7 protein-coding genes are annotated in these 14,987 nt (G+C 35.4%); 2 read left to right on the forward strand and 5 right to left on the reverse strand.

Translation table 11 applies throughout. The features are described 5' to 3' along the window. Window positions 1–156 precede the first annotated feature (156 nt). Both ACHABU_RS07235 and ACHABU_RS07240 read right to left on the reverse strand, forming a co-directional pair. Window positions 157–3,339 (reverse strand): S8 family serine peptidase, encoded by a 3,183-nt coding sequence (locus tag ACHABU_RS07235; RefSeq protein ID WP_435763816.1) that lies wholly within the window; start codon window positions 3,337–3,339, stop codon window positions 157–159. A 100-nt stretch (window positions 3,340–3,439) separates the two neighbouring features. Next, window positions 3,440–5,185: a phosphodiester glycosidase family protein gene (locus ACHABU_RS07240; protein WP_435763818.1), complete on the reverse strand. Its 1,746-nt coding sequence runs from the start codon at window positions 5,183–5,185 to the stop codon at window positions 3,440–3,442. A gap of 176 nt (window positions 5,186–5,361) precedes the next feature. Between ACHABU_RS07240 and ACHABU_RS07245 the strand changes: the two genes are divergently transcribed. Beyond that, a complete protein-coding gene (locus ACHABU_RS07245; protein WP_435763820.1) occupies window positions 5,362–6,783 on the forward strand; it encodes an MBOAT family O-acyltransferase in 1,422 nt (473 codons plus the stop codon). A 255-nt stretch (window positions 6,784–7,038) separates the two neighbouring features. On the opposite strand, the gene ACHABU_RS07250 is transcribed toward ACHABU_RS07245, so the two are convergent. Next, window positions 7,039–8,253 carry a DHHW family protein gene (locus ACHABU_RS07250; RefSeq protein WP_435763822.1) on the reverse strand — a complete coding sequence of 405 codons (1,215 nt, stop codon included), beginning with the start codon at window positions 8,251–8,253 and terminating at the stop codon, window positions 7,039–7,041. A gap of 604 nt (window positions 8,254–8,857) precedes the next feature. On the opposite strand from ACHABU_RS07250, the gene ACHABU_RS07255 reads away from it, so the two are divergent. Continuing rightward, a complete protein-coding gene (locus ACHABU_RS07255; protein ID WP_435763824.1) occupies window positions 8,858–10,858 on the forward strand; it encodes an acyltransferase family protein in 2,001 nt (666 codons plus the stop codon). 562 nt (window positions 10,859–11,420) lie between these two features. On the opposite strand, the gene ACHABU_RS07260 is transcribed toward ACHABU_RS07255, so the two are convergent. Continuing rightward, the gene (locus ACHABU_RS07260) at window positions 11,421–12,320 is read right to left on the reverse strand and encodes a hypothetical protein (protein WP_435763826.1); all 900 of its coding nucleotides are present in this window, start codon (window positions 12,318–12,320) and stop codon (window positions 11,421–11,423) included. Window positions 12,321–12,472: 152 nt separating this feature from the next. Next, a complete protein-coding gene (locus tag ACHABU_RS07265) occupies window positions 12,473–14,848 on the reverse strand; it encodes an S-layer homology domain-containing protein (RefSeq protein ID WP_435763828.1) in 2,376 nt (791 codons plus the stop codon). Window positions 14,849–14,987: the final 139 nt, after the last annotated feature.

A 14,987-nucleotide genomic window follows, 5' to 3' on the forward strand; every position in this document is an offset into this window, starting at 1 on the left:
GATAATTTTTTGTAAATATACAATATTGCCTAGTCTGATATATAACAAAAAAAGAAAAGCCTGCAGAGATCTCTCCGCAGGACTTTCCAAACAGTAAAGCTTTGTTCGATAATTTTGGAACAGAAATAACATCATCCTACTCTTAGGTTACTATTCTTACTTGATTACTCTAGCAACCATTGTAGCAAATTCACTTCGGCTAATATTTTTCTTAGGCGCGTAACTCCCATCTGGGAGCCCCGTTGTAATGTTATTGGCTACCAATTTTTCAATATAAGGGTAAGCCCACGAACCTTTATCTACATCAGGGAATAATATGTTACTTTCTCCAGTGAGTTTGTAGCCACGTACTAGGATTGCGGCCATTTCTTCTCTAGTTAAAGGGGCATCTGGATTAAATTCCCCATAATCATTTCCAGTGATGATACCTTCTTTAGCCGCAGCTCCAATATAACCTGATGCCCAATGGTTTGCAGGAACATCCTGAAAATTATGATTGTCTTCCAAAGTTAACTCTAACTCTCTTACAATGATAGCAGCTGCAGACCCTCGGGTGATATTATCTTTAGGTCCAAAATTTCCATTTGGATATCCTGTAATAAGTTCTTTTTGTGCTAAAAACAGAATATCGCTTTCCGCCCAATGTCCCACTGTATCGGGAAATGTTATTGCATCTTGATTAGAATTGTATTTATAGGTAAATGTATTTAAATCACTGATTAATCCGCCATGTATAGCAATAGTTTTCAATACAGTGTTTTCCTTTATTAAAATCGGTTCTTCATATAACATACCATGATTAGCCGTTGGAGTAGATTCGTCAAGCGTATAGATGATTTTAGCATCGGCCAAATTACTAGTTAATTCTAATTCAAATGGATTTTTAAATTCACCAGATGGTACACTAGCCGATGGTGTTTCTATCACAACCTGGTCAATCGTATATTCATAGGTTACAACTTTACTTGGTATATCATTTTGAATGGCCACTGCCTTTAAGGTAGTATCCTCTTCCAATTTAATCGGCCCACTATACTTAATACCATTCGTTAAACTTGGGGTAGTACCATCTAATGTATAGTTTATATAAGTACCATCTGGAATGGTTAATTCAACCTCTATCTGACCAGTGTAGTTTCCACTTTCGGGTGACGCCACCGGTACCGGTACTTCCTCACCTGTACCCTCAATATAACTAATATCAAAAATATAAGGAGACGTATCCGAGTAAGATTGTAGATTTAGTATAACAACATAGTATTTTCCTGCCTTTACATTACTAAAAACTTGAGAAAAATATTTTAATGTTAGATCATCATCGATAAATAAATCTGCATAATCAATTATATTCCCATTTTGATCTAATAATATAGCGGCAGGATCACTGTAATATGCATATCTATCCGTCGCTGTGGTTATCATAAAATCACCGTTGTAAGGAAGGTCCACTTCGAAATAGTCATAATCATCATAGGTTTGGAAATATCCTGCACCCATTGATCCATATGGCAAATAGTTTGCTAAATACATAGAATCATTAGGCTCAAACTCCATAACCAAGTCAGAATCATCACTAGCAGAGCTGTCCATCGTTATATTTAAGTTATATGCATCCTTAGACCAGTGATTATAATAATCATAGATTGCTATATAATAGGTTCCAGGATCCACATAAGATGTATAATTTTCATCATAACCCATCCCTGTTTCATCTATCAATTGGCGATCTATAATGGTATCCCCATCATATTCATATAGCATCCCAACGAGATCGAGATGATTAGAAGAATTCAATAAATCAACAGTTAACTCTGTACTTTCATTAACTTCAAATTTATACCAGTCTACATCCATGGGGAGGTCTATTTTATCACTAATTATTTGATCAGCATTTAATACCTTGGCACCAGCTTTTATATCAGATGCATCATCTTTCAAGGATGGAAGGTTGGTAGTAAGTGCTTGATAGGCATTAACCCTTCCAAAACCAGAATCATCATTCCACTCTGTACTGCCTGAATTCTCTGCTCCTTCCTGAAGTGCCCATTCTATTTCATTCGGGTTCCAGTTTGGATACTCTGCTTTTAACAATCCTGCCAGCGCACTCACAATAGGAGCAGAAAAGGATGTTCCATCACCAAAATTATATCCGCCAAGATAGTTTGCACTTAAAATATTTTCACCTGGTGCTGTTATATCAATAAACCCACCGTAGTTACTAAAGTATGTCGGCTGATCATTTTTATCACTTGCTGCTACATTAATTACTGGGTCGTAAGAGGCAGGATATAATGCACTACCTAACCCGTCGTTACCAGCAGAAGCTACCAATACAATTCCATGATTACTCGCAGCCCATATTGCTTCTTCTTGAACGCTACTATACTGATAGCCTCCAAAACTCATGTTGATGACATCTGCACCACGTTCAATAGCATAATAGATTCCACTAACCGCTTCGTATAATGAAACTATCCCATTTTGATCGGCAACCTTTATGGGAAGTATTTTTGCATTAAAATCAATTCCAGCTATTCCAGTGTAGTCAGTATTACTTGCAATAATACCGGCAACATGTGTACCATGGCCGTTATCATCAACTGCACTTGTATCTTGGTTGACAAAATCATACCCAGACAACACACGTCCTTGTAAATCAGGATGCTTTGCATTTACCCCTGTATCCAAAACGGCAATGGTGACATCAGTTGATCCTTGATTAACATCCCATGCTCTGGTCATATCAATTTGTTCAAGATACCATTGTTCATCTATCCGGGGATCTGACGGAATATATGTGGACTCTAGCAGATAATCAGGTTCCACATATATACTGTTCGAGTCACGTTTTAATTCTTTCAATTTTTTATCATAATCATCATTTTCGGCAACTCTCACCAGAGATATATTTTGCTGTTTCATAAACTCTGAAACTTCTAATTCTTCTAAACTAAACTTAGAGGGAGCAAACGTTTTCCCATGCTTCCATTTCACAATGATTCCACGATCATTAACATTTTCTAGATCGATTTTATCTTTACTCATGATTTGTTGATCGTCATTTTCTTGCTTTTTATAATTTCTTCTAATGTTTTCAAAATCTTGATCCAAGTCTCCACTACTTTTTACGGAGTTACTTGACGCAGAAGTAGAAATTTTTACTTGATCCTCATTTTCTCTTAGACCAAAATAGGTATGAATCAAATCTCTCTTCTCTTCTGGTGGAATCATATCTACGTTAACTTTATCTTGAACCCGAATATCCCCAATGGCTTTTTCAAAACCAACTCTTTCTGCAGCAAAAACCGATTGAGGTAAAACCAATAATAAAATTAACAAAATACTACTAATCCTTCTAATGCATCTTCTATTATACAGTATACTCTCCCCCTTCAAATAGTCTCTATCTTTTATTAATTGAAACTAAGAATATTTGTTCTTACTGATAATAATTATTTGCCTTATATAATAATTCACTAAATTCCGCTCTTGTTATGGATAGATCTGCTTGGTAGGTTCCCCCTGGAAGACCTTTTGCTATATCATGATATGCTAGAGCATTAATAGCACGGTAAGCATAATGATTTTCCGGTACATCTGGAAAATAGCTTTTATCTATATTTTTAATTTCAAAAGCTCTTTGAATGAGAACTGCCATTTCTCCACGTGTTAATTCACCCTCTTGTACAAATAAATCATCGCCTCTTCCTTTAAATAATCCAGCACTAGTTGCTGCAGCTATTTCATTGTAATACTTATCTGTAGTATTAACATCTTTATAATCAGGGTTTGTAACATTAGTAGTATCCAATCCTAAATCCCTCACTAGCATGATTGCTGCTTCCGTACGTGTTATGGTTTTAGTAGGTTTAAAGTAATTATTTTGATACCCTGTAACAGTACCTTTATTATATAAATTCATAATAGATGTGGATGGCCAGTAGGAACTATCTACATCCTTAAAGGCAGTAGAAAGTGCCATCAGTATCGTAGAAACAGGGCGCTCTCGTCCATCAGATGGTAGATTAGCCAATTGTATTTTATCCTTCCCGGGAAAACGCGTTGACATTGTTGTAGACCCACCGCCATCAAGGTTTAATGCACGATATGCACCCAAGTCTACTAGATACTGTGCGAATTCATTCAAATTCATACCGGTACTATAACCTGTTTGACGCCCATCAACTGTTACAAAAAAGACTTTTTCTCCTGTTCGGTCAATCGCAACTGCTGTTCTTGGTGCTCTTGTACTAGCATTTGGACTATTAGGATCCATGGATAATGAGACCTTTCCATTCTTAACTAGCATTGGGCCACTTGCTAGCATGAAAGATGAATCCTTCCATTTTTCGTCAATATTAATAGATAATGAGATTGAGTCATTTACTTGAATATTTTTTAGGTTTTCTGCCCCGATGCCAATTCCTGATAAAACAAATCCATTTTCTGGAATTAACATACTTGTATTATTGGGATATTCACGCTTAGCTATCACAGTTCCTGATACTGTAGTTCCAAATTCGAAACTTGGTTTCGCATCCAACTCCACAACGATTTCTTTTCCCCATTCATTCGTCTCCGTATTTTCACTCATAAAATACGGTGTGAACAAAATAGTTTCATCCGAGTATCGTGGTTTGTTCGTACTTGTAATAGGGTAGCTTGTTCCATTATGGATATAATTCATGTCGAGTTGGTACCGATCAATAACGCCCCTACCGTCTCTATCAATTCCCATTGCGAGTGGTTCATTAACATAGTTGTATTCATATGGGAAAACCTCCCCTGCGTTAACAAGTCTATTATCTTTGGAAACAAGGTTCATAGGTGATCCTATAATATCTCCTGTATTAAAAAAAGAAGCATTAATTGCTCCTGCAACCCAAGTATCATCACGGTTATGTTTAAGCGCATGGGATGTTGTTGTTTCAAGTTTATTTAAAGCAGAGGGAACTCCTATTTCTAGATGTACGTATGGGTTATTAGTATCAATTTCCATCACCCTAACTGCTTGATCTCTTGGTGCTGAATAACGCAGATCCTTGTAGTTCACCCCCTCTGAGACTTCAAAACTATCATTTAATGTTGCTGCCTGTACATTTATAGGTAAACCGGTGGAAATAGGTATTACTGTTAAAATCACTACTAGCATACTTATTACAAGATGTCTCCAATGGTTCGTCACTGTATAAATTCCGCCTCTCTAAGATGTTAAATTCTACCATTCAGTATAAACTTTTTATTTTAGAAATTCTACCAAATAATTAAAAGTTAACTTGATTGTTGACAAGCTATTTACCAATCGTTACGATAAAAAATAGTATTTCGTATATATTTTAACTAGAATGAAGGTGACCTTTTTTGGTCTTTAGTAGCTTAATTTTTCTGTTTGTCTTTTTACCAATCTTATTTATTGTATATTTTATCGTACCTTTTGCTTTAAAAAATATTATTCTATTAATTGCTAGTTTATATTTCTATGCTTGGGGAGAACCTGGTTATATTTTCCTTATGCTGTTTTCTATTTTCATGAATTATATTTTTGGATTACTTATTCATTATAAGCACAATAAAAAAACATATGCTATTCTTGCAATCATAGGAAATTTAACTTTATTAGGCTACTATAAATATAGCTCTTTCCTTATTGAAAATGTCAATGCTACATTTAATATAGAGATTGCTAATGAACCTTTACCACTACCAATCGGCATTTCTTTTTTTACCTTTCAAGCAATGAGTTATATTATCGATGTATATCGAAAAGATACAACGGTGCAAAAGAGTTTATTTGACCTAGCATTATATATTTCTTTATTTCCTCAGCTTGTTGCAGGACCAATAGTGCGCTATAACACTATTGCACAACAATTAAAAAGTCGAGTACATAATATTCCATTATTTGCAAATGGAGTGAGGCAGTTTATTGTCGGCCTTGCTAAGAAAGTCATTATCGCAAATCCTTTAGGTGAGATTGCTGACACAATCTTTGCAACATCACCAAATGAGATCAGTGTCACAACAGCCTGGATTGGAATTCTTGCTTATACATTACAAATATATTTCGATTTTTCTGGTTACAGCGATATGGCGATTGGCCTAGGAAAAATGTTTGGATTCAAGTTTCTCGCTAACTTTAATTACCCATACATATCAAAAAGTATCAGTGATTTTTGGAGAAGATGGCATATTTCATTATCGAGTTGGTTCCGTGATTATGTATACATTCCATTGGGCGGTAATCGAAAGGGAATCTGGAGAACCTATCGAAATCTCTTAATCGTATGGACAATTACAGGCTTTTGGCACGGGGCTAGTTGGACATTTTTGGCTTGGGGGTTATATTATGGAATTATTATAAGTATAGAGAGGGCAGGTCTTCAAAAAATATTAAACCGTCTATGGAGCCCATTTCAGCATCTCTATGTCCTCCTAATTGTAATGATTGGATGGGTTTTCTTCCGAGCAGATAACTTCACCTATTCTTTTGAGTATCTACAAAGTATGTTCTATTTAAATAATGTTGCTTTGTTTGATTATACAGCGGAATTCTATCTTCATGATAAAGCATATCTTATGATATTGGGAATTGTGTTTAGTCTGCCAGTTTACCCTTGGTTCATTAATAAATTATCTCAATATGAAAACCACCATCGATTAAGACCTTTGGCTACTACCGTTCATTACGGAGTAGGACCATTTGTATATATGATTCTTTTAACACTTGTTACAATGTTCTTGGTTAATTCGACGTATAATCCATTTATTTATTTTCGATTCTAAAAAAGACTTCCCTTACCAGATGTGTCAGGGAAGTCCTTTTTACTTTACTTACATCACTAGGTGTAAACTTGCAGTGATAACTTTTAATATTAATTTATTCCACCTGTTGTTCTAGTTTCTCAATCAACTTTGCTCTAATCGCATAGAGAAGCTTATGTACAAAAGAAGTCCTATTAACAAATTCTTCCACAAGCAGTTCATTTCCAATTATTTTCTTTCAATCTGCTTTTTTCATATTTTCCTCCGTACATTTATTTATTCCGTTTGATCAAAATCAAATAAATAATCTAATGTTCTTCCATTACTATATAGAAAGGCCACGGCATCATAATCATCATTTTCTAAATAGTTATATAAGCTTTCCCCTTTGTTATGCCGTAAATCATAAAAGGTAGTATGATAAAAATGGCCCGCAAGCATTGGAACAAGTGGATTGGCGTAAGAGTCTTTCAGAAAAAGCACCTTAGAATCTTTTTCCTTCTTATCCGGGTTTATAATATGAAGTTCACTATAATCTGTCGTAAAAACCTCTGCATATGTCACCTGATCATAATCTAGCTGATTTGCTTTTCCATAAATATCTTGAAAGGAAACTTCATTCTCTGGTTCTAAGCCATTAATAAAAGTTTGCCATTTCTCTGTTTGAATCCGACTTGAAACTGCATAGCACATTTCTTCTCCCGTTGGCTGAAGCGTTTCATATAATTGTTGGTTATATATTCCCATAAATGTTTTGTCTTTAATACATTTCTTTGAGAATTCTTCCGAGACAAATGGACCATCTTCATAAATTGGCAAACTTGCGTCAAACGTGTTACGGATAACTTCATATGCAGCGAGTGCTCCATTCATATTCCAGTGATGATCTGTTTTATAGTAAAAATCCGTGTAATCTATCATCTCAAATTTCTTATCCCACTCTTCACCAACATCAATTACTTGAAGATGTTCTTTAGGTAATTTAGATAAAAGCAACTCTTTATCTAAATTACCAATACTTGGCTTTATCCAACTAGGGTAATTTATATCTAGCATGTTTCGTCGATCTGGTAGTGAAAAATAGTATAATGATAAATCATGTTTATTCGTGTAGTTGGTTAGTTCTTCTATATTGGAAGCAGCCATTTGAATTGCATCTTTATTCACTTCTGTAAATGGTTTAGGATAAACCCACTCTCCATTAATATAATAGTTATCATTTAAAAAAGTTTGATTAGTAATTTGTTGCCATACGAGGTGACTTTTAATCCAACCATCTCTATAATAAAATTGATCCGTGATATAACTCTCAAATTCCTGCATATAAGTACCATCTTTAATAGATTCCTTGTCTATTTCCGGCAATTGTGCAAGTGAACGATTTTCCGCTTCTGATACATCTAGATCATCCGCAAGAAAAATCATACTTCCAAAGAGGGATAGAAAAACAACAAATAATATGATGAGAACGAGATTAGAAAGTTTTTTCATTCTATAGTTTCTCCTTATAATCTGATAAAATTAGCTATGTTTTTATTAAATGTAACATTGATATATATGATATACTTATTCCAGCTAAATAGCAGTACAATATGTATCATGTTACTCTCATAACTTAAGTAATTCAATGCTTTACCTCATAATATATAATAGAGCAAACATACGGGAGTACCAAAAGAAATGTTTAAAAGCTTGGAAGGAATATTGTAAAAGCGAATTACCATCATTTAAAAAGGTTGTTTCTTATGCTGCGGCATTAGAGTACTTCACATTCAACTACTATATAGTGGACCAAGGCGTAACGCAAAACCAAATCGCAAATGAATATGGCACATCACCAGGCAGTGTATCTTCTAATTATCGTAAACTCGAAAATGCTCTTAATCTAAAAAAGCCGTATCCAAGTAAGTAGGATTCGGTTTTTTTATGCTGTTAAGTCTGATTCAATTCTCTCCTAGTCACGTAGCTCTCACCAATAAGTTTTATTTCCATGAACAAGTGGTGCAGCCATAGTCTGACCTCTTGTTTACTTTTATTATATCTAGATGTATACTAAATAATTGATGAATAAGAATAATTATTGGAGATGTAAAATATGAGGGATTTACGTATTCCGGAGAAGAAATTCCGTCCGGAGATTGAGGGTATTCGTGTTGTAGCAGCTTTTCTAGTTGCAATCTACCATATATGGGTTGGTTCCGTTTCTGGTGGAGTAGATGTATTTTTTATTGTATCAGGTTATTTGATTACAATTTCCTTGCTCAATCGTATTGAGAGAGATGGGAAAATAAACTATATTGATAATTTGCTAGGGCTCGGCAGGCGTTTATTACCAATGGCTATGACAGTTCTTCTTACAACAATTGCTTTGTCATTTGTAATTATGCCAACGGTACAGTGGAAACAAATTATTTCTGAGGTTTTCTCTTCGGCCTTCTACTACCAAAACTGGCAATTAGCGACTAATTCTATAGACTATTTAGGACAAAATAATAATGCGAGTCCACTACAACATTTTTGGGCACTTTCCATACAAGGGCAATTTTATATTACGTGGCCGTTTCTAATTACTTTTGGATTTATTCTTGCGAGAAAAGTTTTAAAAACACCAATTCGTAAAACGTTATTATCTATTTTAATCGTTATCTTTTTAGCTTCTTTAAGCTACTCCATTTACATTACTGCTGTAAATCAACCGTGGGCATACTTCGATACGTTTGCACGTGTGTGGGAGTTTAGCTTAGGTGGAATGCTGGCGTTATTGCTTCCATACATTCAAATTAATCGTAATCTAAGTTTGATTCTAGGTTGGATCGGTCTCGCAATCATTTGTTTCACTGGAGTTCTATTACCAGTTTCTACAGTCTTTCCTGGTTATGTAGCATTATTACCAACAACTGGTGTAATGTTAGTAATTATCGCTGGGGAAAATGGCAATAAATTTGGTGTTGATAAATTCCTAGGCTCTAAACCGTTCTTGAAACTAGGTGGCATTTCCTATGGTTTTTACCTATGGCATTGGCCTCTGCTTATTTTCTATTATAGTTACTTTAATACGGATTCCGTTACATTATTTGGTGGACTTGCTATTATTATTTTAACATTAATCCTTTCTTACGCTTTAACAAAAATATTGGAATCTCCGATCAGAGGATTAAGTGTTAAGCACTCAAAGAAAAAGCTCATTCCGATTTTAGCGGCCTTTGTGCTATCAACTGTGCTTGCAAATGGTGCCTGGGCCGCATATACAAACAACGAGGCACAAACTTCTGTTCTGGGTAAAGTCATTAAAGAGGATTATCCAGGGGCTTTAGCAATTCACGAAGATATTCAACCAAATCCAGATGTAGAACCTCTCTTAGAGGATCCAACTGCTAAGGAATCTCTCCCTGAATTTTATTCGGATGGATCCTGTTACTCTACGATGCGTGAATCGGAGGTTACTATGTGTTCATATGGAGATACAGAGGACCCTGATTATACGTTGGCACTTGTTGGAGGTTCACATTCAGGTCATTGGTTCCCTGCGTTAAAAGAATTATCTAATGACTTAAACATTCAAATCGATGTCTACAATAAAGATGCTTGTCGCTTTTCTGCTAATGATATGAATGAAACATTAAGCGAAACATGTATTACATGGAACAAAAATGTAGTTGATCCATTATTAGAAGCAAAACCCGATATTATTTTTACAACGGCAAACGTTGCTGAAGCGACAACTATTCCACAAGGATATATTGATCAATGGGGAAAATTTGAAGGAGTGAGTGAGATTCTTGCAATGCGTGATACTCCACGTATGCCGGAAGATATTCCTCTTTGCTTAGAGCAAAATGATGACGAAACATGTTCTGTTGAGAGAGAAGAAGTACTTTCTGGTGAAATACCATGGGAAAATACAGATGGTTTACCAGAAAATGTAACATTTGCAGATCTATCTAATTACTTCTGTGATGACGAAACATGTTATCCAGTTATTGGTAACATGGTTGTTTACCGAGACAAACATCATATTACCAATCTTTATTCTGAAACACTTTCAGAGCCATTAAAAGATGAACTACTAAGAGCTATTGAAAAAGTAAATAATTAAGTTGATCTAACACGTAGGACATTGTTACTAAAAGTATTATTTAAAGTTGTCACGGTTAGACAGCTTAAGTTGAATATGTCCGTATTCCTAGCTATTAACTTTTTTTATAAAAACACACTACTTTTAAGAGAGCATTCTTCAACGTGAATGCTCTCTTTTGATTACTTAAATGACTCGCCTGCCCTAGACGGTGGACTTATTATTGAGCATTATTACAATACAAATCGCACACACCAAGGAATTAACTGTAAGACACCCACAATGAAAGTAAAGGCAACACCTTAACTAAATGGTCTTTATCATACATACAAAAGAGTTGCTTAGACTTTTCAGATAATCTCAATTTATCTCAGCCTTTAAAAAATGCATTATAAAAGCTTATTTGTACTGCATTTCTTTCTTTATCCCTTTTTCAATGATGATTTATTGCGATGTATTTTTACAAATTCACCCTTCTTTTTTGGTATTCCAGCAATAAATGTAACAATATTTTGGTGTATTTCTACCTATTTCGAATCTGGATATACTTTTTGAAGGGGACAGGTTCTTTCATCCTTACATTTTATAAAACTAAATGATTTCGTGCTAGTTCATAATCAATCGTATCAAGTTTTCCATCTTCCAAAAGAGATTTATTTTTTTGTTCTGCTTTTACTCTTTCTTGATGTGTAATATTTCTGTCCAGCTGTTTTATTAATCGGTCCAGTGATGCTAGCCCATTCCACGGCTCACTTTGAATGAGTTGATCATGAATAATATCTAGTCTTTCAGTTGAAACAGATGGAAAATTAACTAAAGGCAATTCTCTTAAGTTCTCTAACAGAACTTTCTTATCTTTTAAATTAGTAAGTTCCTTAATGCTTTCTTCCAATGCAGTTGTATTTTCTTTAACTGCTGCTACAGTTGCATCATTGCGATATTTATCTATTACTTCAGCAACAACATAATCTCTGCCAGCTTTACCTAAGTTGATGAATTCACTGCCTGCTTCTTGTATGGATTTCATCATCAATTTTTGTTCAAGGGAAATTTCAGGAGTAGTATCTTCAACTCTTAATGACTTAACTAAAGTATCAAGTTCCTTCATAAGGCTTGTTTTTAATGGACAAGTCTGGACAGCACTAATCAATTTTTTCACTTCCTTTGCTTTGTCCATTGAATCAATAAATGCTATTTTTTCCTTGGCAAGATAAAGTCGGTTCATCCAGTTAATACGAAATAGAAGTTCACCTTTTAAACCGATTGATATATGAATATCATTAACCAAGCTCTCAATGTCGTTCAGTTCCTTATTATTAATTTCTAGAGATAACTCTAATATCCCTAATCTGTTGCTTAATTCTTTGTATAACTTTGGTTCATCGATTTTCTCAGTATAAGTTACGCAGTATTGTTCGTTAGTCCTCGGAAATTCTGTTATTTCCTTTGTAGCAACGCTTGAGGGCAAAGTTGAAAAGTCCATTATTGTACTTCCTCCTATTTAGTCTCTCACAATCCGTTATAAAGCATAAAAATGTATATTTTAAGTAGTGTATTTTTTCTTCTAACTTTAAAATTAGAAGAAAAGCCAACCAATAATTTGGTTGGCTTTCATCCTATTAAACTAGACTATTATTAAAAGTTGTTAACGATTTGTGTAATAGAAGAATAATCTCCTAAACCGTCACTGTTTGCATCTACTCTATTGTTAAGAACATTTTCTGCTGCTACAAGTTGTTCAGAAGCAGAAAGAGCTTTATACTCGTCAATATTTAATGCATCTAAGATAGCATCCATTTCTGTGATTGTATCTACTGTTAGATCATTTACAGAAGCAATACCAGCTTGATATTCTACAATAATTCCACTCTCCGCACCAGTAGTACCATCAAGAGCGTAAAGAGCAACTTCTACTTCTGCAGTATTGTTGAATACAACATCAGCATTCTGTTCTAAGAATAGCTCAGCTACTTCTAGACGTTGTGTAGAAGTTAAGTTGTTGTATTCAGGAAGCTCTAAACCTACAAGAAGTGGCTCTAGTTCAGTTACTGTAGTTGCCGCGTTGATTGCTGCAGTATCAAGTAAATCTTGAGCCACATTGATGTTTTCTTGGAAATCACTTGTACCGTCTCCATCAGTGTCTGTAAGGGCAACACCCGCATCTACCAAGGCCGTTACTAATGCTTGCGCTGCGTCTATTTCAGCTTGGTCAGCTGCAAGGTTGCCTTCTGCATCTACTAGAGCTGCTACAGTTTCAGTCACTTCAGTTACAAGTAAAGCCTGAGCTTCATCGATTCTCTCTTGAACATCAGTATTACCGTCATTATCAGCATCTGGTAAAGTTACACCTTGAGCTACTAATGCATCAACTAATTCTTGGGCTGCATTAATTTCTGCTTGATCTGCAGACAAGTTACCATCAGCATCTACTAATGCTGCTACAGCTGCTTGAGCTTCTTCAATTGCTACTTGAATATCAAGTAATTCTTGGGCAGCATTAATTGTATCTTGAAGGTCAGGAGCGTCATTGTTATCTGTATCAGCTAATGCCACTCCAGCATCTACTAATGCAGTTACAAGAGCTTGAGCTGCATCAATTTCAGCTTGGTCCGCCGCTAGGCTTCCGTCAGCAGCTAGTAGAGCATCAACAGATGCTTCAGCGTTAACCAAATCGATATCTGTTTGAATTTCAGCAGCAGTAGTTTCATCACCCGTAATTGCTGCTGCATATTCAGCGATTAAATCAGGGTTAACAGATTCAAAGCCGTTATTGTTTAAAGCTTCCAAAAGCTCGATTTGAGTTGTTGCTTCTCCAACAGCTGTAACTACGTTAACATCATTGATGTCTGCTTGAATTTCTTCAACAAAAGTTTCTGTGCCATCAAGAACGTCATCATATTGAGCAATTAGATTAGAATTAACATTGTTGAAGAATGCTTGTAGAGCGTTATTAAGCTGAACTTGAGTTGTTGCGTTATTTACACTTGCAACTACATCTGCAAGTGTAGTTTCATTTGCTTCTACTACTGCATCAATACGAGCTTGAAGTGCAGCTTGTACATCAGCATCTTTTACTAATGCAACAGCTTCTTCTGCAGCTGCTAAAGCATCTGCAACCACCTCTAAGTCAGAAATTGCTTCAACAGTAATTCCTTCTAATTCTGCTACTTCAGCTTCTGCAAGTGCAGCATAATTTGGAACATATGTTACAAGCTCAGTGTATTCTACACCGTCAATTGAAAACGTTACTTCTGTTTCAACGTTAGCTTCTAGAACAACGTCAGTAAGGTCAACTGTTACTACTTCGCCGTTCGAAAGTGTTACTTCAAGAGTATCAGCGTCAATCGCACTTACACTTTCAACTGAAGGAGTTACCTCTTTATTAGCAGCTTCAATAGCACGTTGTACCATTACAGCATATTCTGCACGGGTGACTCCTGCTTTTGGAGCAAACAAGTTATCTGGTTTTCCAGTAATAACTTCATTTGCTAGGGCAATTTCAGCAGCTTGTTTTGCCCATGCATCAATATTATTAGAATCAGCAAAAGTCAATTCAACTTCGCCTTCAAGATCGAACGCTTGAACAATTGCAACCGCAGCTTCTTGACGTGTTAATACTTTCTCAGGCAAAAAGTTTCCTTTTCCGTCACCTTGGAAAATTTCTGGAGATACTGCTACTACTGACTCATAGAACCAATCATCAGAATCAACATCAGAGAAATCTTCAGGACCTTCAGTAGAAAGGCTTAATGCTTTACGCAATACTTCTGCAGCTGAGTGGCGTTTAACAAAATCTTTAGGATGAAAGTTACCTTTTTCGTCCCCTTGAACATAATCTTGTTCTGCAAGATAGTCAACAGAAGACTTGTACCAACCATTGTTACTATCATTCTCCACGTCTGGGAAACTAACGTCTGCAGCCAATACTGCTGTTGGTACAACCGCTGTAGCTGCCATTGCAGCAGCTGCGGTTATAGCAAATACTTTACGACTTGATTTTTGTTTTGTCATTTAATATTTTCCTCCCTGTTGCTTTTAATTATATTACTCTCGAAAACTATATTTTTAAAATTAAATATGAATATAGTTCCCTCGAATAAATACAAATCAAGCAAAAAGCCAGATTTGATTACTAGGACATAGGTGCTTG

Origin of the sequence: Oceanobacillus sp. CF4.6 (assembly GCF_051262635.1) — a bacterium.
GTDB lineage: Bacteria > Bacillota > Bacilli > Bacillales > Amphibacillaceae > Oceanobacillus.

Coding starts and splice junctions, on each gene's coding strand:
- ACHABU_RS07255 (WP_435763824.1), top strand. CDS start 8,858: ATGAGGGATTTACGTATTCCGGAGAAGAAATTCCGTCCGGAGATTGAG.
- ACHABU_RS07260 (WP_435763826.1), bottom strand. CDS start 12,320: ATGGACTTTTCAACTTTGCCCTCAAGCGTTGCTACAAAGGAAATAACA.
- ACHABU_RS07250 (WP_435763822.1), bottom strand. CDS start 8,253: ATGAAAAAACTTTCTAATCTCGTTCTCATCATATTATTTGTTGTTTTT.
- ACHABU_RS07265 (WP_435763828.1), bottom strand. CDS start 14,848: ATGACAAAACAAAAATCAAGTCGTAAAGTATTTGCTATAACCGCAGCT.